Here is a 26,437-nt window from a genome sequence, read left to right as displayed (position 1 = left end):
CCCAAGCTAAAAAGGCCTGCCTCTTTCCAACTAATTTAGCGGATTAAGCGATCAATGGTCATGGCACTGGGCACAATCAGCAGCGAAAGCAATGAGTAAACTTCTGTTTTGCTCAGATGCATTAACACAAAGTAAATAACTATGTTAGGAAGGACCCCGATGCGGTGCCGCTGGTATTCACGAACCGGTAAGCCACGGGGGAGGACTGGTGAGGTTCTGGCTAACCATAGCTGCCGTGGCACAGATCAACCCGGTCAACTTCTCAACCTATATGTGCCTCGACAGCACCATGTTCGCCCTAAGCGCCTCGAACGAAATCGCTATCGTCCGGTTCCAGGATGGAGAGTATCTGTTGCCTAGGCGCTCCTCCACCATCGCGATCAAATATGCGTCTAAGGAAGCGACGCTCTACCTTGACGGCGAACTTGCGGCGTTCGTGGCTGACGACCGGCCACTCCCTGGCTGCCATAAGGTGGAAGCTGGTGAGCGAGGATAGGGTGAGCCCATTTCCGACCGCGTCCGGCCGTCCATTGCGTACCTTCGCAACCCGAGCGACCGTAACCTGGCAGATGGGGATAAACGTCACCGTATTTTGAGCCTTCAAAGCAGCTAATCAGGGCAATCCGACCATGAATGATGGCCAAGTTTTTATCGATTATTACAATATTTTGCAGGTCAGTCCGGATTGCGACGCAAAAATCCTGGAATCCGCATATCACTATCTGGCGAAGAGGTACCACCCTGATCACACGCGAAGCGCGGACACGAAGAAATTAAATGAAGTGATTGAGGCGTACAGGGCGCTCAGGGATCCCGAACGACGTGCCGATTATGACCTTCTCTACTCACAAAACATGGGCGAAACGTTCAATTCCCAATCTAGCGACGATGTAGAGATCGGCGAAAAATCTGCATTGGACGACGCTGACGATCATGCCCGCATTCTCACACTTCTATACAGTAAAAGAAGGGAAAGTGCTCAAAATGCCGGTGTTGTCGGTTATTATATTCAGGACATGTTGAAATGCTCGGATGAACATTTTGAATTTCATAAATGGTATTTGAAGGAAAAGGGTTTCATTGTGCTAACCGAGCAGGGAACTTTAGCAATCACCATTCAGGGCGTCGATCATGTGATCTCCATGTCCCGAACCACAAAGGCAGAAAGATTACAGATTACCCAATCGACTGACCCCAGGGGCTGAACAAGATTGTCGGCTGGGTGAGGGCGCCATTAGCGCCAACAGCCCCCTGCCAGCAGAGTAAACGTCCTTAAGACGCGAAGGCTGGATCGAGTTAATGCCGCTTTCCACCCATTCCCGATATAAGCCGCTATGGCAGCTTTCGACCCATTGCTGTCATTGGATCGAGTTGGACTGTTTAAGTTTGATTGGAGGGGCTACCCCGTTTCACGACTTCCAGTGAGAAGTCGAGGAGACCTCCAATGACAGCGACCGCGATCACGCCCGCAACCGAGCAATGGCTGGACGGAACGGGGGGCAAGATCTTCACCCGCCATTGGGAGCCGGAAGGTGCGGTAAAGGCCAACCTGGTCCTCTGCCACGGCGTCAATTCGCATGGCGGCCAGTACATTCGCGCAGGTGAGACTTTCGCCGCGAGAGGCTTTGCTGTCACTGCGCTCGACCTACGCGGTCGCGGAAAGTCCGACGGCGAGCGCTTCTACATCGACAGCATCGACGACTATGTCTCCGATTTGGCGCTGGCTATTGAACTCGGACGCTCAAAACATCCCGACCTGCCGCTTTACTTACTTGGCCACAGCGCCGGCGGGGTCACGGCGGTCACTTATGCGCTCGACCATCAGGACAAGCTCGACGGGCTGATTTGCGAAAGCTTCGCTTTCCGCGTCTACGCGCCGAACTTCGCCTTGAAACTGCTCGAGGCTGTCGACCACATCGCGCCGCACGCGCATGTGCTGAAGCTCAAGATGGAGGATTTTTCACGCGATCCTCAATGGGTCGGACAGCTCAACGCCGATCCACTAACAAAGGACGAAGTTCAGCCAGTAGGAACGGTCGCCGCTTTCGCCCGCGCCGGTGAGCGCTTCGAGCGCGAGTTCGAACGCATCACATTGCCGGCTCTGATCCTCCACGGCACCGCAGACAAAGCCACACGTCCTGACGGTAGCCAGGAGTTCTTCGACAAGGCCGGCTCAACCGATAAGACGCTAAAGCTCTACGAAGGCCATTATCACGACTTGTTAAACGATCTCGGCCGCGAGGAGGTGTTCGACGACATCGTGACGTGGATTGATGGGCGAGTAAGGCAGCACGTCGAAGTGGAAATGCCCGTGGCAACGTGAGGGTCGCCACTGCAAGTGTCCGGCTTTCCACCCGTTCCGGCCATTAACCGACTGTCCACTCTCCACCCAAAGCGGACACTGGCGCGACCGGCGCCGGAGTAAATCAGGCGCAGTCCGTCCTCCAGATGCGAAGCTGGCCGGCCTTCGCCGGTCGCTCAGCGCGCCTCGATCACCTCGACCGGAATGCCCAGCTTGTCGAGTTGCGGCTTCACCTTGGCCGCGTCGCCGACCACGACCCATATGAAGCCGTTGGGATCGATCGCGCCGCGGATCGCCTGGTCCAGGCTGGCCGCGGTGTAGCTGCGATATTTGGCGGCCAGCGTTTCCTGGTAATTGGTCGGTCGCCCGAACAGGTCGTTGGACATCATCGCCGACAGCACCGCACCCGAAGTCTCATATTGGCCGGGAAGCGCATTGACCCGATTGGCGATTGTTCGGCTCAGCTCTTCGCCGGTGACGCCCTTCTTGCCCAGGAAGGCCGCGAAATCGTCGTTCAGCGCCTTGATCGAATCCCCGGTCCGGTCGGCCTGGACCGGCGCGTTGATGACATAGGGGACCGCCTTCTCGCTGAGCTGCGCCGAACCGCGCACGCCATAGGACCAGCCCCTGGCCTCACGCAGGTCCATGTTGATCCGGCTGAGGAAATTGCCGCCCAGCACGTCATTGGCGCTTTGCAGCGCTTCGATATTGTTGCGCGGATCGGCCGGGGTGATCTGCCCGCCGGAAATGACCGACTGCGGCGAATCCGGGCGATTGACCAGCACGATGCGGGCATGGGTCGGCCGTGCCGGAGGGGCAGTGAACTGCTTGATGCCCGCCGGGACCGACGGGGTCGCCCATTTGCCGAACTCGGCCTCGATCAGTGGCTGGATCTCGGCCAGCGGCCGGTCCGACACGACGAAGATCTTCATCCGGTCGGGGCGTAGCCATGCGTCCTTGAAGCCGACCAGTTCGTCACGAGTGAAACGCTCGGTCGCCGCCGCATCGCCTCCGGCCAGAGTGGCGTAGGGATGGTTGTCGCCGAACAGCAGCGCCGGAAGAACCCGCTGCGCAATTCCGTTCGGTTCCTTCTTGATCTGGGCGATGGCGGTCAGCCGCTGGGTACGAACCCGCTCCAGCTCGGCCGGATCGAATGCCGGATTCTTGATGATATCGCCCAAAAGCGCGAGCGACGGCGTCAGGTTGGCGGACAGGGCCGACAAGGTTACCGACGACCGATCCAGGGAGCTTCCCGTTTCGATGCTCGCGCCCAACCGCTCTTCGGCCTCCGCGACTTTTTGCGAACTCAGCGTCGTGGTGCCTTCATCGAGCATCGACATGACCATCGACTGCAACCCGCGCCCATTGGGTGCATCGGCCGCATCGCCGGCATCGAACGACAGCGCCAGCTGGGTCACGGGCACGGCATTCCGCTGCGCATATTGCAGCTCGACCCCGTTAGACAGGCGGACGATCGTCACGTCCGGGAAGTCGAGCGCGCTAAGCGAACCGACCGGCGGAAGCTCGCGCTTCGGCCCCGGCTGGGCCGCCCGTGCATTTTTGTTGACCTTCTTGCCGCCCTTCACCGTGACCGACTTGGCTTCCTCATAAGGCGGGCGCGCCCCCGGCTCGAGCCGCAGCGCCAGTGCCGGCTTGGTCAGCCATTGGCCCATCGCCTGGCGAATGTCGGTAGGAGTGACCGAAGCATAGGTGGCCAGGTTCTTTGCGTACCAGTCGCTGTCGCCGGCAAAGGTCTGTCCCTCGGCCAGGGTCACCGCCTTGCCGCCGAAACCGCCGACCTGCTCCAGCCCGCGGATCCGTCCGCCGACCTCGGTCACTGACGCGCGGCGGACTTCGTCCTCGCTCGGTCCCTTGGCGATAAAATCGGCAACCAGCTCGTCGAGCCTTTTCTCGACCACCGCCGGGTCGATCCCCGGCTTGACCGTCGCCGAAACGGTGAAGATGCCGACCCGCTGGAATGCATAGAGGCCGGCCGACACCTGCGTCGCCAGCTTCTCGTTGCGCACCAGCACCTCGTCGAGGCGCGAACTGGCAAGGCCGCCCAGCACCGATCCGCCGACGTCCAGCGCGACCAGCTGCGCGTCGAGCAGCCCGGGGGTAGGCCAGTAACGCGACACGGACGTCGTCGCGACATTGTCCTTCATCACCACCGACTGGGGCGCAGCCAGCGTCGGGACCGCTGCCTGGGCGACATTGTTGACCGGTCCGCGCGGGATCGATCCGAAATATTTCTCGACCAGCGGCCGCGCGGTTGCTGCGTCGATGTCGCCGGCCAGCACCAGCACCGCATTGTTCGGGCCATATTTGTCGCGGAACCAGTTGGCGACCGAGTTCAGGCTGGCCGCATCGAGATCGGCCATCGATCCGATCGTCGAGTGGTGATAGGGGTGCCCGACCGGGAACAGCGTCTCCAGCACCTTGTAGAAGACCAGGCCGCCCGGGCGATTGTCGCCCTGGCGCTTTTCGTTCTGGACCACGCCCCGCTGGTTATCCAGCACGCCCTGCGTCACCGCGCCGAGCAGGTGGCCCATGCGGTCGCTTTCCATGAACAGCGCCCGCTCCAGCGCTCCGGTCGGGACCGTCTCGAAATAGTTGGTTCGGTCGAACGAGGTGGTGCCGTTAAGGTCCGTCGCACCGATCTGCTGCAGGTAAGTGAAATAGTCGCCCGGCAGATTCTCGGTGCCGTTGAACATCAGATGCTCGAACAGGTGCGCGAAGCCGGTCTCGCCCTTCGGCTCGTCCTTGGACCCGACATTGTACCACATGCTGACCCCGACAACCGGAGCCTTGCGGTCCTCATGGACCAACACGGTAAGGCCGTTGTCGAGCACGAACTTCTCGTGCGGGATCGTCACTTCCTTGACCAGCGAGGTGACCGGAACGGGCTCGGCCGGGGCCGGCGCGGCCGCGACTGCTGCCGGCGGAGGAGCGACTGTCTGGACGGCGGGAGTGGATGCGCAGGCCGCGAGCAGCGAAGCGCTGGCAAGCAGAAGGGACAGGCGGCGATCGGCTAAACGCATGAAATCATTCTCCAATGGATTTGGCTCGAGCCTTAGTCGCGCGCGGGTGCGATGCAACTTTGTTCGATAAACGGCGGGTCTCGCTCGACCGGCGACTGGAACGCGGCGTCAGGGCTGCGGAAGGTTGCCGAGGAGGTCGCCGAGCCCGAATTTCTTCTTCTTTTTCTTCGGCGGCTGGCCGGGCTGGGCCTGGCCATCCTGCATGGCGCCCATCGATCCCATTCCCCGCATCAGCGAGGCGGTGGTCTTGTAGCGCAGCCGCGCCGCCCATTTCGGCGCCTTGGGCGCCTCGGCGAAAAAGACCTCGGGACCGTAGCCGATCATCATGATCATCCCGCCCGGGGAGGCGTTGGCGACCTCGGCGGGGAGCAGGCACTGGCTGGCGGTCGGCGGCAGGGCTGCCCCGGCAGCCACCAGCTTCTTTACCTCGGCGGGCGGTAGATAGTCGAGGTTGGCGGACATTGCCGCCTTGTTGGCGGAGCTCCAGACGATCACGTCGCCATTCTCGGCCCCGCCGAACATCGCCAGCGCATAGCCCGTCGCCTGGGACGCCGGGCGCCAGCCGAGCGTGATCGCTCCCGAAGGCAGGGCAGCGCCTTCATTCAGCCCCAGGTCGGGCATGAAGTCCTGCCCGGCGGCGAGGCTGAAGGCGATCGGTGGCGAATAATTTCCCTCGATGCGGTGCGCGCCGAGCAGCGAGCCCTGCACCGGCACCGCGCGCGAATCCCGCTCGTTGGGCCATTCGCCATAGCTGGCCGACTGCCCCGGCCGCGGCGGCGTCGCCGCGCGGCCCATCGCCGCCATCGCCGCCATGCCCGGCGGCACCTGGCCGGCGGCGAGCTTGGAGAAATCGATCACCGTCGGCTGGCCGGGGCCGACATGCTCGCCGCAGCCCCAATAAATCAGCATCCGCCCCTTGGGCCGCTCATATTGGTACGGCGTATCCGGTGTCTCGCGCACCGGCTTAGCCGCGACCGGCGTCACCAGCGGCAGGCTCGGCCCCATCTGCAGGCCCGGCGGGATAAAATGCTGGGCGCTCGGCGCGGCTGCGGCCTTGTCGCGTGAGGCAAGGCGAAGTTCGAGCGCGTGCGCCACCGAGGAGCCGCCCTGCATTATGTTCATCATCTGCGCCATGTTGGGCCGCGCGCCTGGGGTCATGCCCGCGCCCATCCCGCTGCTGGTCGCGACATCGACCCAGTAATTGGCTATCGGGGGCGGAGGCGCAGCGGGCGTCGCCGCATAGGCCGCTGCCGAAACCGCCACCGCCATCGCGCCGGCCGAGAACCAGAACTTCCTGTCCATCATCGCCCCCAATTTGGCGCCTCGCACCTTCGGCCAGGGTGGCCGGCGAGGCTGTCGGGCCCAAAGTAGCGGGGTGGCCGGCCGATTGTCACCCCCGACTTAACCTGCGGCAGCAAAAGACGGCAGCCGGCTTGCGGAATGGCGACTTGGGCCGCGGGCGGTGACACTGCGGGCACCAGATGCTAGGCGGCGCACAAACCCCTACAGGCAAAGCTCGCAAATTGACCATTACGCAGAAAAAGATACGTAATTTCAGTATTATAGCCCATATCGACCATGGGAAGTCGACGCTTGCCGACCGCCTCATCCAGCGCACCGGCGGCCTCACCGACCGCGAGATGGTCCGCGGGCAGATGCTCGACAATATGGAGATTGAGCAGGAGCGCGGGATCACCATCAAGGCCCAGACCGTCCGCCTCAACTGGAAGGCGAAGGACGGCGAGACCTACGAGCTCAACCTGATGGACACGCCCGGCCACGTCGACTTCGCCTATGAGGTCAGCCGCAGCCTGGCCGCCTGCGAGGGCGCGCTGCTGGTGGTCGACGCGGCGCAGGGGGTCGAGGCGCAGACGCTCGCCAACGTCTACCAGTCGATCGAGCATGACCATGAGATCGTGCCCGTCATCAACAAGATCGACCTCCCCGCCGCCGAGCCTGAGAAGGTCCGCGCGGAGATTGAGGACATCATCGGCCTCGACGCGTCGGAAGCCGTCCTCGCCAGCGCCAAGAGCGGCATTGGCATCGACGAAGTGCTGCAGGCGATCGTCGACAAAATCCCGCCGCCCAAGGGCGACCGCGACGCGTCCTTAAAGGCCATGCTGGTCGACTCATGGTACGACCCCTACCTCGGCGTCGTCATCCTCGTCCGCGTCATGGACGGCACGATCCGCAAGGGCCAGCAGATCAAGTTCATGGCCGCAGGCACCCTGCACCTGGTCGACCGGGTCGGCTGCTTCCGCCCCAAGATCGAGCAATTGAACGAGCTCGGCCCGGGCGAGATCGGCTTCATCACCGCGCAGATCAAGGAAGTCAGCCAGACCGCGGTCGGCGACACCATCACCGACGCGAAGAAGCCCACGGCGGAGGCGCTGCCCGGCTTCAAGACGGTCCAGCCGGTGGTCTTCTGCGGCCTGTTCCCGACCGACGCCGCCGATTTCGAAAAGCTCCGCGACAGCCTCTACAAGCTCCGCCTCAACGACGCCTCCTTCAGCTTCGAGATGGAGACCAGCGCGGCGCTTGGTTTCGGCTTCCGCTGCGGCTTCCTCGGCCTCCTCCACCTGGAGATCATCCAGGAGCGGCTGACCCGCGAATATGACCTCGACCTCATCACCACCGCGCCGTCGGTGGTCTATCGCATCGCGCTTTCGCATTCGAAGAATGAGCCGGCGCAGACCATAGAGCTGCACAACCCCGCCGACATGCCCGACCCCAACCGGATCGAGCTGATCGAGGAGCCGTGGATCGAGGCGACCATCTATTCCCCCGACGAATATCTCGGCGCGATCCTGAAGCTGTGCCAGGACCGGCGCGGCATCCAGAAGAACCTGACCTATGTCGGCCACGGGTCGAGCACGCGGGCCCAGCTGACCTATGAATTGCCGCTCAACGAAGTGGTGTTCGATTTCTACGACCGGCTGAAGTCGCTGTCGAAAGGCTATGCCAGCTTCGACTATCACCAGATCGGCCACCGCGAGGGCGACCTCGTCAAGATGAGCATCCTGGTCAATGAGGAGCCGGTCGACGCATTGAGCATGATCGTCCACCGCGGCAACGCCGAAGCCCGCGGCCGCGGCATGGTCGAGCGTCTGAAGGAACTGATACCAAGGCACTTGTTCAAAATCCCGATCCAGGCCGCGATCGGCGGCAAGGTCATCGCCCGCGAGACGATCAGCGCAATGCGCAAGGACGTCACCGCCAAATGCTACGGCGGCGACGCGACCCGGAAACGGAAGCTGCTGGAGAAGCAGAAGAAGGGGAAGGCGAAGATGCGCGAGTACGGCAGCGTTTCAATCCCCCAGGAAGCCTTCATCGCTGCTTTGAGAATGGGCGAAGAGTAAGGCGTTCCGCTGGCACGTTAGTGCCGATGGCACGGCGCGCCGTTTCGGCTAGGATGCTCCCCACCGGGGGGCATGAACGATTTGAACAGCTGGCCGAGCAACCTGCATCGCATTGCCCTTCGCGCGCTGGCCTGGGCCGTCGCCGCGCTGTTCCTCTGCTCACCGGGGTTCGCGCAGGACCTTGAGCCGCGCCGCTGGAGCCAGCTTCCGACCGGCCAGAATTTCCTCAGCCTGACCTACGCCCACACCAACGGCGACATTAACGTCGATCCGACGATCGGGATCGAGGATGCGAAGATGAAGGTCGACACCGCGCTTGCCGGCTATGTCCGCGGTTTCAAGCTGGCCGGCAGGTCGGCGCGGATCGAGGTCAGGCAGGCCTGGCAGACCGGCCGCTGGGACGGCATCGTCAACGGGCTCCCGAAGACGGTCGAGCGCGACGGATTTTCCGACACCATCGTCCGGGTGGCGATCAACCTGGTCGGCCCGCCGCCGCTCGCCGCCCGGGAATATGGCGCCTATCTCGCCACGCATGAGAGCGAGACGATCGTCGGCGCGGCGATGGCGGTGCACCTGCCCACCGGCGAATATTTCGACGACAAGATAATCAACCTCGGCAACAACCGCTTCACCTTCCGGCCGCAGCTGGGGATGCAGCATCGCCGCCGCAACTGGACCTTCGAAGCCACCGCGATGGCGTGGATCTACACCGACAATGATGACTTTTTTAACGGCAAGCGGCTGGAACAGGATAACTTCTACACGCTCGACGGCACCGCCATTTATTCGTTCAAGTCCGGCATCTGGGCAGCGGTGAGCGCCGGCATCGGGGTTGGCGGCCGGTCCCGGATCGACGGCATCCGCAATAACGACCGAAGGAAGGACGTCGGCTGGGCGATCGCCGGCGGCTTCCCAATTTCGCGCCAGCTGGGGGTCAGGGTCCGATATTTCGATTCAGACCGCCTCAACTTCATCGGCAATAACTCGCAGACGTTCAGCATCGGGCTGTCGGCGTCCTGGCAGTAGGGAGATGCTCGGAAGGGCGTGACCGCGAAATGCTGTGGCGGCGACGCGACCCAGAAGCGGAAGCTGCTCGAAAGCAGAAGAACGGGGCGGCGAAGAAGCGGGAGTACGGATCTGTTTCGATACCCCAGGATGCTTTCATAGCCGCACTCCGAATGGGTGACGAAGGCTAGCCCACTCGTTCATCGGCGTGGAGCCATTAGCCTTGGAATTCAGCTCCTATTCGTCGTGGACAATGAGCCCTGAAAGCCGGCCGGTCGCAGATTACGGGGATGGTCATGCGACTCGCATAACCAAATAGGTTCGTGTAGGACAGCACAAATCGCCGAGCACAAGACGATAGGCGCGAAGCGCCACATCGGCTTGTGTCGAAGAGTCGATTTGAGCCGGCCGACGACCGGCAAGGCCGTGTCGATCGACGTCACGGGATTCACTCCCGTGACGCCCCCACCCACATACGCAAATCCCCCGATTGGCTTACCCGTCGAACCGGCTCATCCTGCAGCGAATGAAAGGCACCCACCTCCTAGGAATAAGCGCCGCCATGTCCGCGCTGCTGATCCTCGCCGCATCCAAGACCGATGCCCAGGGGCACCCGGCGGGCACCGGCCCGCGCAACAATTTTCCGAGCCATCACGGCGGCAACATGCACGGGCTAAACAGCGGCATCTTCGTCGTCGAACGGGAAGTCCCCGTCATCGTCGAGAAGGAGGTCGTGCGCGACGAAAAGCCCGCCGAACCGCCGGTGGCCGTCGCGCCGCCGGAGCCCCGGAAACCCTATGTCATCGGCAGCACCTACGCGTCCCTCCCCGCCGGATGCATGAAGATGATCGATGGGGGCGCCACTTACTATTACTGCGATGGCGGGTGGTATCAACAGTTGGGGGGAGGCCGGGACGCCCAATATCGAGCAGTCGCGGCGCCCTAAGCCGCCGCCTTCTTCCCCATCACCGGCTCCGCGCCTTCCATCTCCGTCAGGAAAACGCGAATCTCGTGAACGACCCGGCTCAATGCCGGCCGGTACACGGCAAATCCCATATGATGCGTGTCGATCTCGACCGCCTTGTCGACCTCGGTCGCCAGGCCGCGGGCGGCGGCGGGGGCGACGATGCCGTCCTTGCGCGACCATAGGGCCAGGGTCGGCACCGGGGGCTTGCCGCCGATCCGCTCGAACGGGGGGACGTTGACGTCGTGGCCGGCGACCCGCTCGTAAAATTCGCGGACATTGGTGTTGGTTTTCAGGTTGCCGGAAAATGGCGATCCAAGCGTGACCACCGCGCGGACCTTTTCGGGGACACGGGCAGCCAGTTCCCGGGCGAACATTCCGCCCAGGCTCCATCCCACCAGCAGGATCGGGCGGCCGTCCCAGATGGCGTCGAGGCGGCTGGCAAGCAGCTCCATCGTATTGGCCTTGGCCCCGCCATTGACCCCCAGCAGCCAGGGGTGGGCGCGCCAGCCGGCCCGGGCCAGCGCGCGGCGAAGCTCCATCGTGGTGCGGTCGGTGGCAAGGAATCCGGGGAAGACCAGCGCGGGCGGTCCGTCCTCCGGGCCGCGGGGACCCAGGGGTCCAAGGCCGCTCAAAAGGCGCGGGATATGCCAGGCGACCTCACGCCAACGGCCCCAGTCCGACGGAGCAACATCGTCGGGGCTTCCGCGGCCACTGACGGGCGCGAGCGGGTAGCGGTCCCACTTCATAAGGTTAACAATGGGGTGAATACGTTAGCGAAACAAGAATCCGGGCCGATTAGGTGAACGATTTCAGGAAGCTGTCGATTTCTTGCACTACAAGCCGCGTCGTCCGCCGCGAAACACCGAACGCCATGTGGGTGCAATCCAGCTCCACCGAATGATCGCTTTCATGGGCCAGGCCGCGGGCGGCGCGGACGGCGATGATGCCGTCGTAGCGCGACCACATCGCCAGGGTCGGGACCGGGGGCTTGTCGGTGACTCGGGCGATCGGGGGTTCGTCGACCTTGTGCCCCGCGATCCATTCGTAGAGCCGCCAGACATTATTCTGGTGCGGGTCGCCGCTGAATGGGCTGCCCAGGGTGACCACCGCCCGGACTCGCTCCGGGTGGGCGCGGGCGAGTTCGCGCGCGAACACTCCGCCGAGGCTCCAGCCGACGACCAGCACCGGCTCTTCGGTCGAAACCTGGTCCAGGCGGTGCTTCAGCTGCTCGATCGTGTCGTGGCGGGCGCCGAGGTTCCAGCCGCGGTCCCAGCCGTGGGTGCGGAAGCCTGCCTCCGCCAGCGCCCTGCGGAGCTCCATCGTCGTGCGGTCGTCGGCGATAAAGCCGGGGATGACCAGCGCCGGCGGGCCGCCCTCGGGGCCGCGCGGGTTCAAGTGGCCGAAGCTCCTGAAGATGCGGCTGCCCAGCCACGCCGCCTCGTGCAGCCGCCGCCACGACGGCGGCGGGAGCTCGTCCCTCGGATCTCCGTCAGAGATATTCATCACCGCCCATCAGCGGGCGAATCGCCTCGGGCAGGCGGACGCGGCCATCGGCGGTCTGGTGATTCTCCAGCAGCGGGACCAGGATACGCGGGGAGGCCAGTGCCGTGTTGTTGAGCGTGTGGGCGAAGCGGACCTGCCCCTCCTTGTCGCGGTAGCGGAGGTTGGCGCGGCGGGCCTGCCAGTCGTGCAGGGTCGAACAGCTGTGAGTCTCGCGATACTTGCCGAGGCTCGGCACCCAGCTTTCGATGTCGTTCATCCGATATTTGCCAAGGCCCATGTCGCCGGTCGAAGTCTCGATCACCTGGTAGGGGATTTCAAGCGCGGCCAGCAGCTGCTCGGCCAGGCCCAGCAGCCTGGCGTGCCACTCCGCACTAACCCCCTCATCCGCCTCGCAGATGACATACTGTTCCACTTTGAGGAATTGGTGGACCCGCAACAATCCGCGGACGTCCTTGCCGGCGCTTCCCGCTTCGCGGCGGAAGCAGGGGGAGTAGCCGGCGTAGAGGATCGGCAGCCGGTCGTGCTCGACGATCTCACCCGAATGGAGCGAGGTCAGCGCGACCTCGGCGGTTCCGGCCAGCCACAGGTCGTCGTTGGGAAGCTCGTAGGTTTCTTCCTTATGGCCGGGGAATTGGCCCTGGCTGAGAAAGGCCTGTCCGCGGGCGATGGCCGGGACGGTGATCGGGGTGAAGCCGGCCTCCGCGATCTGCTCGAGCGCCCAGCCCATCAGCTTGGCCTCGAGCAGGGCGAGACGGCCCTTCAGGCAATAGGTGCGACTGCCCGAGACCTGGACGATGCGGCTGAGTTCCGCCCAGTCGTTGCGTTCGATCAGCGCGACATGGTCGAGCGGCTGGAAGGTGAAGGCCGGGACTGCGCCTTCCTGGCGGACGACGGTGTTGAAGCTTTCATCGGGGCCGACCGGCGCGCCTTCCCAGGGGATGCCGGGCAGCCTCAGCATCATCGCCTTCAGCGCCGCGTCTTTTTCACCGAGCTCGACTTCGAGTTCAGACGCGCGGGCGCCGGCCGCCTTGGCCTCTGCGCCGAGCGCCGCCTTTTCCTCGGGCGCGGCGTCCTTGAAGCGGGCACTGATCGCGTTGCGGCTGGCGCGAAGATTGTCGATCTCAGTCTTGAGCGACCGAGCGTCACCCTCCAGCGCCAGCAGTGTATCGACGTCGAGGTCGACGCCCTTGTCGCGGATCGCGCGCTCGACCGTTTCGCGGTTGGCCTTGATGAAATCCATTGCAAGCATGGCTCGGCCAGTTGCGCGAAAGGCGACGCGCGCGCAAGGGCTGCGCGATCAATCGGCCGCGACGTCGATTACCAGCTTGCCCAGCGCCTGGCCGGATTCGAGCTTTGCGTGCGCCTTGCCGACCTCTTCCAGGGTAAATCGCTCGGCGTCGATCAGGGGCCTAAGCCGGCCTTCATCGACCAGCTTCGCGGCTTTCGCCAGGATACGGCCATGCTCCTCCCGCCCGATACCGTAGAGCAGCGGGATCAGCATGAACACGGCGTGGAGCGACAGTCCCTTGACGTGCATCGGAGTGAGGTCGGCGGAATAGCTGGCGACGATGACCGCGACCTGTCCATTGAGCCGGGCGGCTGCAAAGGAGGTGGCAAGATCGCTGCCCCCGGTCGAATCAAACACCGCGTCGAAGCCGCGCCCGCCGGTCAACCGATCAACGTAGGCCTCGACCGCTTCCGATCGGTAGTCGATGATCTCATCGGCACCGAAGCCTTGCGCGATCGCTGCCTTTTCGGGCGAAGAAATGGTCGTCGCAACCCGAGCGCCCCGCGCCTTGGCAAGCTGGATCGCAATGTGGCCAACGCCGCCGGCGCCGCCATGAACCAGCAAATGGGTGCCTTCCCCGACCCCAAGCCGGTCGAGCGCTTCCCAGGCGGTGATTGTGACCAGCGGAAGCGCCGCTGTTTCCCGAAGCAGCAGACCTTCCGGCGCCTTGGCGAGCAATCGCGCATCGGCCAACACCAGTTGGGCATAAGTGCCGGGCGAGCCACGGACCCCGCCGACGCAGCCATAGACTCGATCGCCCACGTCGAAGCCGGAAACATCCGCGCCCACCGCCACTACTTCGCCGGCCATGTCGCAGCCGAGCAGGGCGGGAAGTTCCGGCGAAGACGCATGGCCGATCCGCCGGATTTTGGTGTCGACCGGGTTCACGCTGGCGGCGGTAACCCGCACCAGCACTTGACCTGCAAGCGGAACGGGGTCGGCCAGTTCGGCCGGCTCGAAACTGTCGGGACCGCCGCCATAAGCGGACAAAATCATGGCCTTCATCGTCGTCTCCTAGTGATGGACAACGGGCCATTTCTACTGTTACTTATTGATTCGCAAGAAGTTACAATAAAAGCATATACTATCATAAAAGGAAGTATTGGATGCGTCCCAAGCGTTACGACTGGCGAACCGGCTGCTCGGTCGAGGCGACGCTGTCAGTTATCGGCGGGCTGTGGAAGGCAGTTATCCTGTTCCATCTGCTGGAAGGAAAGCGCCGCTTTGGTGAGCTTTCGCGACTTGTCCCCGGAACGACGCAACGGATGCTAACGCTGCAATTGCGCGAGCTGGAAGCGGACGGCGTCATCAGCCGCACGGTTTTCCCGGAGGTTCCTCCCCGGGTCGAATATGAGCTGACCGAATTCGGCCGATCGCTCGAGCCCATCCTGCTGACGATGCGCGACTGGGGGCTATCATTCCAGTCGCGCCGCCTGGGCGAACCTAAGCCAGCGAAGGACCTCGCCGCCTAGCCCTTGATGCGCGTCACCTGGATGTGCGCCACCCGCCAGCGCCCGTCGATCCGCACAAACGTGTCGGCGTAGCGGATTCGGCTGCAAAAGGGGACGCCATCCGAGGTCCCGCACAGGTTGACCTCCGCGCCTACCACCGCCGCGTCGCGTCCGAGCGGGACGACCGTGCGATCGATCAGCGAAATCGGGTCGAAGCGATCGCCCGGCGCAGTCCAGCCGGTGATGAATTCCTTCTTCCCGAGCCGTTTGCCCGAACTGTCGATAAAGACGAGGTCGTCGAGGACAATCCGCCCGATTGCCGCGCCATCCTTGGTAAGTTGCGCCCGGTCGAACGCGTCAGCGGCGGCAACGATCGATATGTCTTTGGCTGGCGCAGCCGCCAATGGCAGAGCGTCCAGTATCAGCATGGCAAGCAACGGCAATTTCATACGAGCGCTCCCGATGGTCCGGGACAGGAGGTTCGCCGGTTGAATTTTGTAAAGCGAATGTCCGGCGAACGTTCAGTTCTGCCAGACGAACGCTGGCAAGCGGCCGCATCTGCCGCTAACTCATGCGCACCAACTACGGGGAAATCCATGCCATCCGGACTGATCGCGCTGCTCGACGATGTGTCGATGATCGCCAAGCTGGCGTCTGCCAGCCTCGACGACGTTGCCGGCGCAACCGCCAAGGCCGGGACCAAGGCTGCTGGCGTTGTCATCGATGATACTGCGGTGACGCCGCGCTACGTCACCGGCCTGACGCCGGACCGCGAGCTGCCGATCATCTGGAAGATCGCGCTCGGCAGCCTCAAGAACAAGCTGCTGTTCCTGTTGCCAGGGGCGGTCGCCCTGTCGGCATTCGCCCCGGTCCTGATTACGCCATTGCTGATGATCGGCGGTGCGTACCTTGCCTTCGAAGCAACCGAGAAGATCGTCGAGGCCATACTCCACGATCATCATCATGAAACCGAGCTGCTGCAGGCGGATTCCGCCAAGGAATTGGAGGACCGGCAGGTCGCTGGTGCAATCCGAACCGATTTCATCCTGTCCGCCGAAATCATGGCGATTGCCCTGAACGAGCTCAGCGATCTTGGGATCGCGGAGCAGGCCGCCGCGCTGGCATTGGTTGGCCTGGTGATCACGGTTGCGGTCTATGGCGTCGTCGGGCTGATCGTGAAGCTGGACGATATCGGCCTCCATCTCGCCGAGCGAGCCAGCCGTACCAGCAAGGCGGTGGGACGGGGCCTGGTCCATATCGTGCCCAAGCTGCTCACATCGCTGTCCGGCATCGGTACGGCGGCCATGCTGTGGGTTGGCGGCGGCATCCTATTGCACGGCATCGAGGAGCTGGGCTTCGAGCAATTGCCGCACGTCGTGCATGATGCGGGGCACGCGATCGCCTCTTGGTTCGGTCCGCTCCATGCGATCGTGAAGTGGTTATCGGATGCGATCGCCGCATCGATCATCGGCGTGATCGTTGGCGGGATCATAGCCATCATCGTTCGCCAGCTCACCAAGCATCCAGAACAATTTGTGGTCGACGCCTGATGCACTGGTTGCTCGTCTTCCTGGGCGGCGGGTTGGGAGCTTTGGCGCGACATGCGACCGGGCGGGCGGGGCTAACGCTGTTGGGGCCCGGCTTTCCCTGGTGGACCCTGGCAGTCAACGTCTCGGGAAGTGTCGCAATCGGGTTGCTGGCCGGATTATTTTCGGCGTTCGAAACAGGTCATTATGCGCGGCTGTTCCTAATCACTGGCTTCCTCGGCGGGTTCACCACTTTTTCCGCCTTCAGCCTAGATGCCTTGACCTTATGGGAACGGGGCGAGCCGATGCAGGCGGGATTCTATGTGCTGGGAAGCGTCATCCTGTCTTTGATCGGGGCAGCACTTGGGCTGATGTTGTCGCGCCTCGCTTGAGGCTACTTGTCAGTTGCAATTCGCATACCCATTTCCGGCAAGCCCGCGACGCGAAGGAGTAAAGATGGCCGACGCCCCTGACAAAATCCCCTCTCTCCCTGCCGAATATGTTCCGCCCAGAGTGTGGAGCTGGGACCAACCGAGCGGCGGCCAGTTCGCCAGCATCAACCGGCCTATCGCCGGTCAAACCCACGACAAGGCGCTGCCGCTCGGCGACCAGCCGCTGCAGCTATATTCGCTCGGCACGCCCAATGGGCAGAAAGTAACCATCATGCTCGAGGAGCTGCTCGCGGCAGGTCATGCGGGTGCCGAGTATGATGCCTGGTACATCGATATTGGCGAAGGCGAGCAGTTTGGGTCGGGCTTCGTCGAGCTAAACCCCAATTCGAAGATCCCGGCGCTTCTCGATCAATCGAATCCCAACCAGCCGCAACGCGTGTTCGAGAGCGGATCGATCCTCCTCTATCTGGCGGAGAAGTTCGGCGCCTTCCTGCCCAAGGACCCGGCCAAGCGGACAGAAGCATTGAGCTGGTTGTTCTGGCAGATGGGGTCGGCGCCCTTCCTCGGCGGTGGCTTCGGCCACTTCTACGCCTACGCACCGGTCAAGATCCAATATGCGATCGACCGATATGCGATGGAGGCCAAGCGGCAATATGATGTCCTCGATCGGCATTTCGCCGAGCATCGGTTTGCCGCCGGCGACGAGTATAGCATCGCTGACATGGCTATCTGGCCCTGGTACGGCGGTATTGCATTGGGCCAGGCCTATGGCGATGCCGCGAGCTTCCTGTCCCTGAAGGATTATCGCCATTTCAACCGGTGGGTTGACGAGGTTGCGGCGCGGCCTGCGGTCCAGCGCGGACGGCGGGTCAACCGTAAGCCAAGCAACGATCCGAGTTTTGTGCCGGAGCGACATAGCGCCGCCGACCTGGGCTGATGTCATATGCGTCTGGCGCTGGTTCCCCTACGCGGCGGCGACCTCAAGGCCGGCTCCCTCACTATCGGGTCGCCTCCGTTTATTCGCCTTGCGGAACCAAAATGACCAGGTAGCCAAAAGCCCGAGGATGGTCAGGCCGAGGCCAGACAGGGTCATCGTCAGTTTCCAGGCGATGCCTCCAACCCTGGCACTGTGGACCGGCAGGAATTTCTCATAGATTGACGCCGCCCGGCTGCTAGTGGCCGGATCGTCGATCTTGATCAACCTGCCCGAGCCATCGAACGTTAGGTTGGTCCGGCCTCCGACGGACCATTCAAACGGCTGGCGCATGCGGACCGACCAGGGCTGGCCGGGTTTGGTCGGTGCGTTCAAACGGCGCAAAGCGGCGTCGGGAAAGCGGGCCCTGGCTTCAGCCAACAGTGTCGCAATCCGCGCCGGGCCCTTGGTTGGCGCAATCTCGGGTGGCTTGGCCCGTGCTTCAATTTTGCCGAACGGACTTAATACCGCTGCAGCCGCTTCCTTGAATACCATGCCAGTGCCGGTGAGGAAGCTGAGCAATAGAAGCGGCGCGACGATGATCCCAAGATCGCGATGATGGCTGACGATCGGCCCTGGCTGAAATCTGCGGGGCAAAAGCCGTGGCCGCCAGTTACGGCGGCTGCGCCACCACAGGATCGATCCGCTGATGACGAACAGCAGGCCGAATACTCCGGCCCAACCGGCGACGAGCTCTCCATTATGGCCTGCAAACAGGTGATGATGGAGGTCGAAGATCCATAATTCCGGCCGTTGCCATTGGCTCGACCATGACGCCACCATCGTGCCATCCTGCGCGATGTAGGCGCCGGCGCCACTATCGCGGGTAACCAAATGGAGGCCGATTTCTGGGCTGGCGAAGGTGATGCGGGTCGCGCCCCTGGCTACTTCGCGCTCTGCGATGACACTTAGCACTTCGATCCGTTCGACTACCGGATCGTGCGTGCCGGTCAGTGAAATCCACTCGCTTTCCCAAACGAGGATCGCGCCGGAACGGCCGAGGACAGCGAGTAGCAGGCCAATGAGCCCGCCGGACCAGCGGTGAAGGAACGACAGAAATTTCATGAAAACTCGAACGGAGAAGGGATACCCTATTCGCTTAGTCTAGATGCGAATGATTATCAATAACTATCGACCGCGTTCATCTAAGGTCAAGCTGAAGGCACCATTTTCGTCACATTGGCCTGCCAAGAGGAACCCATGCGTAAGTTCTTCATCACGATCGCGGCCATTGTACTGGCGTCGGCCCCGGCCTCGGCCCAGGCCATCGAGGGCAAGTGGACCAACCCCAAGCGCACTGTCGTCGTGCAGGTTGCGCGCTGCGGCACCGCCTATTGCGGTACGGTTGTCCAGGCCAGCGAAAAGGCCAAGGCCAAGGCGCGCAAGGGGGGCACCGCCAACCTGGTGGGCACGCAGATCTTGACCGGGCTCAAACCGATCGGCGACGGGCGCTTCCGCGGGCGCGCATTCGTTCCCAAACGCAATGCCCACGCAACCGCTACGGTCCGCCAGCTCGGCGATGACTCCATGCAGGTCCAAGGTTGCATCCTGGGCGGCCTCCTGTGCGACAACGAGCGCTGGACACGGGTGCCGAGCTAGCCCCAATCTATCGGCCGCTTGCCGATAACGCTTAACATGCGTTAAGTGCGCGACGCTGATCCCGCATCTGTAGCGTCCCCATGGGAGACTTGGCCGGCCTGCCAACGGGCAGGCTGCACTGGCGCGCGGGCGCCGAACAAGGGGCAAATGAAATGAAAATAGGGATAATCTTTGCGGCGGCCGCCGCATGCGCAATTGCGTCACCGGCAATCGCCCAGGATGCGCCACAGCATATTGTGTCGTTATATCGCGCGGCTCCGGGCCAGCAGGTGGCCCTTTTGAAATGGATGGCGCAGCAAGACCGCGCGGCCGCGGCAGCGGGCGTGGCAGCGTCCCAAATCTATGTTCATACGTCGGGCGACAGCTGGGACTATCTGGTGATCAATCCCGTGACGACTAAGGCACAGGACGATGCGGTCGATGCAGCGGCGAAGAAGATGGGCATTGCGTCCGGGCCTCGTGCCAGCATCCAGTTCCGAACGATGATCGCCAGCCACACTGATACAACGTCCAATGGGCCCATGACCGCAGCCCAGATCCTGGCGACCCTAGGCGAACAATAGCGCCTAGTCGAGCAGGCGGAAAAGCTGGCCGGTTTCGCCGGCCAGCACCGCTGCCTGCAGCGCGGCCATTTCATCGGCCCAGTAGCGGTCGGATTCGAGGCGCGGACTGATCGCGCGAACCTTTGCGTGGACGGCCTGGAGCTTCGCCGAAGTCTTGAGCGGAGCATGATAGTCGACACCTTGCGCGGCGGCGATCAGCTCGACCGCGACGATGCCGGCGACGTTCTTCGCAATGCTCGCAGCCTTGCGCGCGGAGATTGGGGCCATAGAGACATGGTCCTCCTGTCCCGCCGACGTCGGCACGCTGTCGACGCTCGACGGGAAGGCTAGGCTGCGGTTTTCGGCGACCAGTGCGGCCTGCGTCACCTGCGGGATCATCAGCCCCGAATTTACTCCGCCATCGTCTGTCAGGAATGCCGGGAGCCCACTCATCTTGGGGTCGATCAGAACCGCGGTGCGGCGTTCGGACAGGCTCCCCACCTCGCACATCGCCATGGCGATGATGTCGGCGGCGAAGGCGACCGGCTGGGCGTGGAAATTGCCGCCGCTGATGGCGATGTCCTCATCCTCGAACACGACCGGATTGTCCGTCACCGCGCCGGCCTCGATGGTCAGGGTGCGGGCGGCGTTGGTGAGCAGGTCGAGCGCGGCGCCCATGACCTGCGGCTGGCAGCGGAAGCTGTAGGGATCCTGCACCCGGCCGCAACGGAAATGGCTCTCGACGATTGCGCTGCCGTCGAGCAGTTCGCGGACAAGCGACGCGACGCGGATCTGGCCGGACTGGCCACGGACTTCGCTGATTCGCGGGTCGAACGGCTTGACCGAACCCTTGAGCGCATCGACCGACAGCGCACCGGCGGCGATGGCAGCGCCGAATACCCGCTCGGCCATGAACAGCGCATCGAGAGAGATGGCCGTCGAGGCCTGGGTGCCATTGATGAGGGCCAGGCCTTCCTTCGGGCCAAGCTCGAGCGGCTTCATTCCGAGATGATCGAGCGCTTCGCGTGCAGGGAGAACTTCACCGGCGACGTCGATTCGCCCCTCCCCCATCATGGCGGCGATAAGGTGGGCGAGCGGGGCGAGATCTCCGCTGGCGCCGACACTGCCCTGAGCGGGGATAACCGGCATGGCGTCCCGGTCGAGCAAGCCTTGCAGGGCATCGATTACCAACGGCTTCACGCCCGAATAGCCGCGGCCGAGGCCGAGCAGCTTCAGAACGATCATCATCCGGACGACCTGGCGCGGCAACGCATCGCCGAGCCCGCAGCTATGCGACAGGATCAGGTTGCGCTGAAGCTCGGCCAGCCGCTCTGCAGGGATACGGGTGTTGGCGAGCAGGCCGAAGCCGGTGTTAATTCCATAGACCGTCTCACCCCCCGCAACGATGCGATCGACCGACGCAGCGGAGGCGCGGATGCGGTCCATGCTGGCGTCGTCGAGTTTGACGGGCGCGCCCTGCCAAAGTTGGCGGAGGGTCGCGAGGTCGATGGCTTCGGGGTTCAACACGTTCATGCGCGCGCGTCTAGGAGATTTGGGCGGCGAGGAACAGCGGGCTATAGCGGGAGAAGAGGCGGAGGGACGAAAATGGCGACATCAGAGGAAGACCGTAGAGCGCGCGGACCCGCGATCATCGCCGCCGCTATCGTTGGCGCGGCGCTGATTCTGTCATGGGGCAATTCGCGGGGCGAACCACGCTACCAGATCGCATCTACCGGAGACTCAGTGGTGCGCATGGACACAGACAGCGGCGAGATGATCGCCTGCAATGCCCAGCGCTGCAGTCGAGTCCAGCCGCCCGACCGTGCCAAAACATTCGGCCCGCTGACAATCGAAGTCGGTGACGATGCGGAAAAGAAGGCGCCGCCCGCGCCGTCCAACTAACTGATCATCGGCAGGTCCAGCCCCTGCTCCTTCGCGCAATCGATTGCGATCTGATACCCGGCGTCCGCGTGGCGCATAACGCCGGTGGCGGGATCGTTCCAGAGGACTCGTTCGAGCCGGCGGGCGGCATCGTCGGTCCCGTCGGCGACGATCACCACGCCGCTGTGCTGCGAATAGCCCATGCCGACCCCGCCACCATGATGGAGCGAGACCCAAGTCGCGCCGCTGGCGGTGTTCAAAAGTGCGTTCAATAGCGGCCAATCGCTGACCGCATCGCTACCGTCCTGCATCGCCTCAGTCTCGCGGTTGGGGGAGGCGACGCTGCCGCTGTCGAGATGGTCGCGGCCGATGACGATGGGGGCGGAGACTTCTCCGCTCCTCACCATTTCGTTGAAGGCGAGGCCGAGGCGGTGGCGCTGGCCAAGACCGACCCAGCAGATGCGCGCGGGAAGCCCCTGGAAGGCGATCCTCTCCTTAGCCATGTCGAGCCAGCGGTGGAGCTGCGGATCATCGGGGATCAGCTCCTTCACCTTGGCGTCGGTCTTAGCGATGTCCTCGGGATCGCCCGACAATGCGGCCCAGCGGAACGGGCCGACGCCGCGACAAAAGAGCGGGCGGACATAGGCGGGGACGAAGGCGGGGAAGTCGAACGCGTGCTTGAGGCCCTCGTTGAAAGCTTCCTGGCGGATGTTGTTGCCATAGTCGAAGGTCGGAATGCCCATCTTCTGGAAGTCGAGCATTGCCTGGACGTGGACCGCCATCGACTCGCGCGCGGCGGCGGCGACTGCGGCGGGATCGCGTTCGCGCATTTCGATCCACTGGGCGACGGTCCAGCCGGCCGGGCAATAGCCGTTGGCCGGGTCATGCGCCGAAGTCTGGTCGGTGACCGCGTCGGGGCGGATGCCGCGCCGGACCATTTCCGGAAGTATTTCGGCGCAGTTGCCGAGCAGGCCCACTGAAGTGGGTTCGGTCGCCTTGGCGACGATGTCCAGCGCCTCGTCGATGCTGGTCGCACGATGATCTAGGTAGCGGGTTTCGAGGCGCTTTTCGATCCGGCTGTCCTGGACCTCGACCGCAATGCAATGCGCCCCCGCCATCACCGCGGCGAGCGGTTGCGCCCCGCCCATGCCGCCTAGCCCGCCAGTCAAAATCCACTTGCCCTTGAGGTCGCCGCCATAATGCTGGCGGCCCATCTCGGCGAAGGTCTCGTAAGTGCCCTGAACGATGCCCTGGCTGCCGATGTATATCCACGACCCGGCCGTCATCTGGCCGTACATCATAAGCCCCTTGCGATCGAGATCGTTGAACTTTTCCCATGTCGCCCAGTGGGGGACGAGGTTGGAGTTGGCGAGGAGCACGCGGGGCGCATCCTTGTGGGTTCGGAAGACGCCGGCGGGTTTGCCTGACTGGATCAGCAAGGTCTGGTCTTCCTCCAGCCGCTCCAGCGTCTCGACGATCTTGTCATAGCAGGCCCAGTCGCGCGCGGCGCGGCCGATGCCGCCATAGACGACCAGGCTTTGCGGGTCCTCGGCGACCTCGTCGTCGAGGTTGTTCATCAGCATCCGCACCGCAGCCTCGGTGGTCCAATGCTTCGCTTTGATGTCGGAGCCCCGCCGCGCGCGGATATGGCGGCTGTTGTCGCGTCGATTGGTGGTCACTGGTCCCTCGTCATTGCGAGTGCAGCGAAGCAATCCAGCATCGCCGACTCTTCTTGGATTGCTTCGTCGCTGCGCTCCTCGCAATGACGACAAAGGTCAAGAATCTTGTCCGCAGAAAATCCGCCGCTCCGGCCCCGGCATGCCGATCCAGTAGCCCAGCTCCGATAGCTCGCTAACCCGCCAGACACAGAGGTCGGCGGCCTTGCCGGCTTCGATTGTCCCGACTTCATGGGCGAGGCCTAGGGCTCGGGCGGCGTTGATGGTCATGCCGGCGATCGCTTCCTCTGGTGTCAGGCCGAACAGGGTGCAGGCCATGTTCATGATGAGCTGCGGGTTCAGCACCGGCGAGGTGCCGGGGTTGCAGTCGCTGGCGATGGCTACGGCCACGCCCGCGTCGCGCAGCAGATCGACCGGCGGTTTCTTCTTCTCATTGAGCGCGTAGAAGGCGCCGGGGAGCAGCACCGCGACCGTCCCCGCGGCGGCCATTGCCTTTGCGCCCGCCGCGTCGAGATGTTCGAGATGGTCTGCCGACAGCGCCTTGTAACGCGCGGCCAATTCGGCGCCCTTCTGGTTGCTAAGCTGCTCGGCGTGGAGCCGGACCGGTAGGCCATTAGCGCGAGCGGCGGTGAAGACGCGCTCGACCTCCGCGGGGGTGAAGGCGATGGACTCACAGAATGCGTCGACGCTGGTGGCGAGACCGGCCTTGGCGACCGCCGGGATCATCTCCTCGGCGATCATTTTCACATAGACATCGCGCGCCGGGCCTTCCTTCGCCTCGGGCGGGAGCGCGTGGGCAGCGAGCAGTGTGGTGACGACCCGCACCGGCTCGTCGCGGCCGATGGCGCGGGCGGCGTTGAGCAGGCGGATTTCCGACGCGGTGTCGAGTCCATAGCCCGACTTGATCTCGATGGAGGTGACGCCGCCTTGCATCAGCGCGTGGAGGCGGCGGCGGGCGGTGTCACGCAGCTCGTCGGCGCTGGCGGCCTTGGTCGCCGCGACGGTCGAGGCGATGCCTCCGCCGGCCTTGGCGATCTCCTCATAGGTGGCGCCGGCGCGGCGCATGGCATGTTCGTTGGCGCGGGTGCCGCCGAACACCAGGTGGGTGTGGCAGTCCACCAGCCCAGGCGTGACCCAGGCACCGCCGCAGGGAGTGACTTCCTTTGCCCGGAATCCGGCGAGCTCGGTGCGCTTGCCGACGCGGACAATCTTGCCATCGGCGATGCCGATCGCTGCATTGGGGAACAGGCCCAGCGGATTGCCCGGCGACGCGACCATTGTCGCGACATGGCAGTCAGTCAGTAGCCGATCCCACATGCCGGGTGGCATTGGGCGGCGAGAGTGCTAGCGTCAAGCGCATGAGCAGCAGCTGGCCCAATCTTTCCGAACTGATTGTCGAAAAGGGCGCCGACGCGCCGGTCGGAATGGTCGGAGTCCCGCTCGATGCCGGGTCGGTCACTCCGGGGCGGTGCGACCTGGCGCCGGGCGTGCTCCGCGCGACCCTTCGCCGGATCGGACGCTATGACGTCGAGACCGGCAAGGAATTGTCGACCCCGATCGCCGACCATGGCGATGTTCCGATCGCGGGACTGTCGATCGAGGAAGCTGCGCCGTCGATTGTCGCTGCCTGCAAGGGGAGCGTCGAGCGGCACGAACTGACACTGCTTATCGGCGGCAACAATGCGGTGACGCGGCCGGGCGTGCATGCGCTCGGCCTCCCGCTGGACAAGATCGGGCTGATCACCCTCGACGCCCATTTCGACATGCGCGATACGTCGCAGGGCCTGGGCAACGGCAACCCGGTGCGGGCGCTGCGCGAAGATGGGCTGCCGGGGGCGAACATAGCCCAGATCGGGCTTGCTCCATTCGCCAATTCGGCGGCCATGCACCGCGACGCGATCGATGGCGGGCACCTTGTCGTGACGATCGCGGGAGTGCGAGCGGAAGGGATCGACCGGGCGGTCGGACGAGCGCTCGATCATCTGCGTCATTGCGAAGCGCTAGTCGTCGATTGCGACATTGACGTGATCGACCGGGCCCAGCTGCCCGGGGCACCGGGAGCGCGGCCGGGCGGGATGGCATCCCATGATTTCTTCATTGCAGCACGAACCTTGGCCGCCGATCCGAGAGTCCGGCTGATCGACCTTACCGAATGGGATCCTCCGCTCGATTCCACCGACCTCAGTGCGCTGACCGCCGGCCGCTGGGTGGCCGAATGCCTGGCCGGCTTCGAGCAGCGTTGAATAGTTCACCGACGGCTTGATCGCCCGGGCCCATGACTGCAGCTTGTGCGCTGCAGCAAGGGGGCAGGGATGCAGGTCAACAGCGGCGACACGGCGTGGATGCTGACCGCGACGCTGCTGGTGATGATGATGCTGCTTCCCGGCCTCGCTCTATTCTATGGCGGGCTGGTCCGAGCCAAGAATCTGCTGTCGGTGATGAGCCAGGTGATGGGTGTCGGCGCGGTCGCCATCCTCGCCTGGGTCGGCTGGGGCTATAGTCTCGCTTTCTCAGGCACCGGTCACATTGTCGGCGACTTGGCCAAGGCGGGCCTTAAGGGGATCGACGGCGATTCGGCGTGGGCCCTGGCAACGCCGGGAGAGGCGATCCCCGAGCTTTTGTTCACATGCTTCCAGATGAGCTTTGCCGCAATCACAGTGGCACTGGTTGTTGGCGCGTTGGTCGAGCGGGTGCGCTTTTCGGCGATGTTGGTCTTCGCATTGCTGTTCGTGACCATCGTCTATGCGCCGATCGCGCACATGGTCTGGGCGAACGACGGCTTGATCTTCCAGACCGGGGCGATCGACTTTGCCGGCGGAACCGTCGTGCACATCAACGCCGGCGTCGCGGGCCTCGTCGGAGTAGCTTTCGCCGGGCCGCGCATCGGTTTCCTGAAGGAAGCGATGCCGCCGCACAGCCTGGCGCTGGTGCT

At 63.7% G+C, this 26,437-nt stretch carries 26 protein-coding genes and 1 pseudogene (1 of these 27 running past the window's edge); 16 read left to right on the top strand and 11 right to left on the bottom strand.

All coding sequences use genetic code 11. The features are described 5' to 3' along the window. The first annotated feature begins 208 nt into the window (after window positions 1–208). The 3 genes from LVY65_RS08450 to LVY65_RS08440 all read left to right on the top strand — a co-directional run bounded on the left by LVY65_RS08450 (window position 209) and on the right by LVY65_RS08440 (window position 2,323). A complete protein-coding gene (locus LVY65_RS08450) occupies window positions 209–496 on the top strand; it encodes a hypothetical protein (RefSeq protein ID WP_235067598.1) in 288 nt (95 codons plus the stop codon). Window positions 497–629: 133 nt separating this feature from the next. Continuing rightward, entirely contained in the window at window positions 630–1,205 is a 576-nt protein-coding gene (locus LVY65_RS08445) for a J domain-containing protein (protein ID WP_235067597.1), read from the top strand. A 239-nt stretch (window positions 1,206–1,444) separates the two neighbouring features. Further along, window positions 1,445–2,323 carry an alpha/beta hydrolase gene (locus tag LVY65_RS08440; RefSeq protein WP_235067596.1) on the top strand — a complete coding sequence of 293 codons (879 nt, stop codon included), beginning with the start codon at window positions 1,445–1,447 and terminating at the stop codon, window positions 2,321–2,323. 155 nt (window positions 2,324–2,478) lie between these two features. Here the strand turns inward: LVY65_RS08440 and LVY65_RS08435 are convergent, their stop codons facing one another. Together LVY65_RS08435 and LVY65_RS08430 are read right to left on the bottom strand one after the other, a co-directional pair. Next, complete coding sequence (locus LVY65_RS08435) at window positions 2,479–5,343, bottom strand: M16 family metallopeptidase (protein ID WP_235067595.1); 2,865 nt, start codon at window positions 5,341–5,343, stop codon at window positions 2,479–2,481. A 108-nt stretch (window positions 5,344–5,451) separates the two neighbouring features. Next, window positions 5,452–6,645 (bottom strand): hypothetical protein, encoded by a 1,194-nt coding sequence (locus LVY65_RS08430; protein WP_235067594.1) that lies wholly within the window; start codon window positions 6,643–6,645, stop codon window positions 5,452–5,454. A 221-nt stretch (window positions 6,646–6,866) separates the two neighbouring features. Between LVY65_RS08430 and lepA the strand changes: the two genes are divergently transcribed. From lepA to LVY65_RS08410, 4 genes and pseudogenes are all read left to right on the top strand, one after another. Further along, complete coding sequence (gene lepA / locus LVY65_RS08425; protein WP_235067592.1) at window positions 6,867–8,702, top strand: translation elongation factor 4; 1,836 nt, start codon at window positions 6,867–6,869, stop codon at window positions 8,700–8,702. A 72-nt stretch (window positions 8,703–8,774) separates the two neighbouring features. Next, window positions 8,775–9,728 (top strand): transporter, encoded by a 954-nt coding sequence (locus tag LVY65_RS08420; RefSeq protein WP_235067591.1) that lies wholly within the window; start codon window positions 8,775–8,777, stop codon window positions 9,726–9,728. A gap of 9 nt (window positions 9,729–9,737) precedes the next feature. After that, a pseudogene (locus LVY65_RS13445) lies at window positions 9,738–9,898 on the top strand (hypothetical protein); the annotation flags it as partial. A gap of 371 nt (window positions 9,899–10,269) precedes the next feature. Next, a complete protein-coding gene (locus LVY65_RS08410) occupies window positions 10,270–10,653 on the top strand; it encodes a hypothetical protein (RefSeq protein WP_235067588.1) in 384 nt (127 codons plus the stop codon). Here LVY65_RS08410 and LVY65_RS08405 read toward each other — a convergent pair. From LVY65_RS08405 to LVY65_RS08390, 4 genes are read right to left on the bottom strand one after another with little or no spacing between them, the layout of a single operon-like run. Continuing rightward, a complete protein-coding gene (locus tag LVY65_RS08405) occupies window positions 10,650–11,420 on the bottom strand; it encodes an alpha/beta fold hydrolase (RefSeq protein ID WP_235067587.1) in 771 nt (256 codons plus the stop codon). The genes LVY65_RS08410 and LVY65_RS08405 overlap by 4 nt on opposite strands. Before the next feature lie 49 nt (window positions 11,421–11,469). Next, entirely contained in the window at window positions 11,470–12,177 is a 708-nt protein-coding gene (locus LVY65_RS08400) for an alpha/beta fold hydrolase (RefSeq protein WP_235067586.1), read from the bottom strand. After that, window positions 12,164–13,417, bottom strand: a complete 1,254-nt coding sequence (gene serS, locus LVY65_RS08395) for a serine--tRNA ligase (protein WP_235067585.1) — start codon at window positions 13,415–13,417, stop codon at window positions 12,164–12,166. Before serS ends, LVY65_RS08400 begins: the two co-directional genes overlap by 14 nt. Window positions 13,418–13,474: 57 nt before the next feature. Next, window positions 13,475–14,470, bottom strand: a complete 996-nt coding sequence (locus LVY65_RS08390; protein ID WP_235067584.1) for a zinc-dependent alcohol dehydrogenase family protein — start codon at window positions 14,468–14,470, stop codon at window positions 13,475–13,477. Between the two features lie 101 nt (window positions 14,471–14,571). Between LVY65_RS08390 and LVY65_RS08385 the strand changes: the two genes are divergently transcribed. Beyond that, on the top strand, window positions 14,572–14,937 hold the full coding sequence (locus LVY65_RS08385; protein ID WP_235067583.1) for a winged helix-turn-helix transcriptional regulator: 366 nt from the start codon (window positions 14,572–14,574) through the stop codon (window positions 14,935–14,937). Here LVY65_RS08385 and LVY65_RS08380 read toward each other — a convergent pair. Further along, the gene (locus LVY65_RS08380) at window positions 14,934–15,365 is read right to left on the bottom strand and encodes a nuclear transport factor 2 family protein (RefSeq protein WP_235067582.1); all 432 of its coding nucleotides are present in this window, start codon (window positions 15,363–15,365) and stop codon (window positions 14,934–14,936) included. The two genes, LVY65_RS08385 and LVY65_RS08380, sit on opposite strands and share 4 nt — an antisense overlap. A gap of 147 nt (window positions 15,366–15,512) precedes the next feature. On the opposite strand from LVY65_RS08380, the gene LVY65_RS08375 reads away from it, so the two are divergent. The 3 genes from LVY65_RS08375 (at window position 15,513) to yghU (ending at window position 17,771) form a co-directional block, all read left to right on the top strand. Continuing rightward, window positions 15,513–16,466, top strand: a complete 954-nt coding sequence (locus LVY65_RS08375) for a DUF808 domain-containing protein (protein ID WP_235067581.1) — start codon at window positions 15,513–15,515, stop codon at window positions 16,464–16,466. Next, on the top strand, window positions 16,466–16,834 hold the full coding sequence (gene crcB / locus LVY65_RS08370; protein WP_235067580.1) for a fluoride efflux transporter CrcB: 369 nt from the start codon (window positions 16,466–16,468) through the stop codon (window positions 16,832–16,834). Before LVY65_RS08375 ends, crcB begins: the two co-directional genes overlap by 1 nt. A 64-nt stretch (window positions 16,835–16,898) precedes the next feature. Then, a complete protein-coding gene (gene yghU / locus LVY65_RS08365; protein WP_235067579.1) occupies window positions 16,899–17,771 on the top strand; it encodes a glutathione-dependent disulfide-bond oxidoreductase in 873 nt (290 codons plus the stop codon). Window positions 17,772–17,798: 27 nt separating this feature from the next. Here yghU and LVY65_RS08360 read toward each other — a convergent pair whose 3' ends face one another. Continuing rightward, entirely contained in the window at window positions 17,799–18,872 is a 1,074-nt protein-coding gene (locus LVY65_RS08360; RefSeq protein ID WP_235067578.1) for a PepSY-associated TM helix domain-containing protein, read from the bottom strand. A 135-nt stretch (window positions 18,873–19,007) separates the two neighbouring features. On the opposite strand from LVY65_RS08360, the gene LVY65_RS08355 reads away from it, so the two are divergent. Both LVY65_RS08355 and LVY65_RS08350 read left to right on the top strand, forming a co-directional pair. Next, window positions 19,008–19,406: a DUF2147 domain-containing protein gene (locus LVY65_RS08355; RefSeq protein WP_235067577.1), complete on the top strand. Its 399-nt coding sequence runs from the start codon at window positions 19,008–19,010 to the stop codon at window positions 19,404–19,406. A gap of 152 nt (window positions 19,407–19,558) precedes the next feature. After that, on the top strand, window positions 19,559–19,969 hold the full coding sequence (locus LVY65_RS08350) for a hypothetical protein (protein ID WP_235067576.1): 411 nt from the start codon (window positions 19,559–19,561) through the stop codon (window positions 19,967–19,969). Window positions 19,970–19,972: 3 nt separating this feature from the next. Here the strand turns inward: LVY65_RS08350 and hutH are convergent, their stop codons facing one another. Then, window positions 19,973–21,481: a histidine ammonia-lyase gene (gene hutH / locus LVY65_RS08345; RefSeq protein ID WP_235067575.1), complete on the bottom strand. Its 1,509-nt coding sequence runs from the start codon at window positions 21,479–21,481 to the stop codon at window positions 19,973–19,975. 72 nt (window positions 21,482–21,553) lie between these two features. On the opposite strand from hutH, the gene LVY65_RS08340 reads away from it, so the two are divergent. Next, window positions 21,554–21,850 (top strand): hypothetical protein, encoded by a 297-nt coding sequence (locus tag LVY65_RS08340; RefSeq protein ID WP_235067574.1) that lies wholly within the window; start codon window positions 21,554–21,556, stop codon window positions 21,848–21,850. Here LVY65_RS08340 and hutU read toward each other — a convergent pair. Next, on the bottom strand, window positions 21,847–23,508 hold the full coding sequence (hutU, locus tag LVY65_RS08335; RefSeq protein ID WP_235067572.1) for a urocanate hydratase: 1,662 nt from the start codon (window positions 23,506–23,508) through the stop codon (window positions 21,847–21,849). The genes LVY65_RS08340 and hutU overlap by 4 nt on opposite strands. 96 nt (window positions 23,509–23,604) lie before the next feature. After that, a complete protein-coding gene (hutI, locus tag LVY65_RS08330) occupies window positions 23,605–24,822 on the bottom strand; it encodes an imidazolonepropionase (RefSeq protein ID WP_235067571.1) in 1,218 nt (405 codons plus the stop codon). Between the two features lie 41 nt (window positions 24,823–24,863). On the opposite strand from hutI, the gene LVY65_RS08325 reads away from it, so the two are divergent. Both LVY65_RS08325 and LVY65_RS08320 read left to right on the top strand, forming a co-directional pair. Beyond that, complete coding sequence (locus LVY65_RS08325; protein ID WP_235067570.1) at window positions 24,864–25,748, top strand: arginase family protein; 885 nt, start codon at window positions 24,864–24,866, stop codon at window positions 25,746–25,748. Window positions 25,749–25,817: 69 nt separating this feature from the next. Beyond that, window positions 25,818–26,437 carry the 5' portion of an ammonium transporter gene (locus LVY65_RS08320; RefSeq protein ID WP_235067569.1) on the top strand. Its footprint extends 613 nt past the window's final position, so only the first 620 of its 1,233 coding nucleotides appear in the window; it begins with the start codon at window positions 25,818–25,820; the stop codon falls past the right edge of the window.

This window comes from Sphingomonas cremea (genome assembly GCF_021502585.1).
Classification (GTDB): Bacteria; Pseudomonadota; Alphaproteobacteria; order Sphingomonadales; family Sphingomonadaceae; genus Sphingomicrobium; species Sphingomicrobium cremea.
The sequence above is the reverse complement of the archived record's forward strand: the minus strand, read 5'-3'. Positions and strand labels throughout refer to the sequence as shown.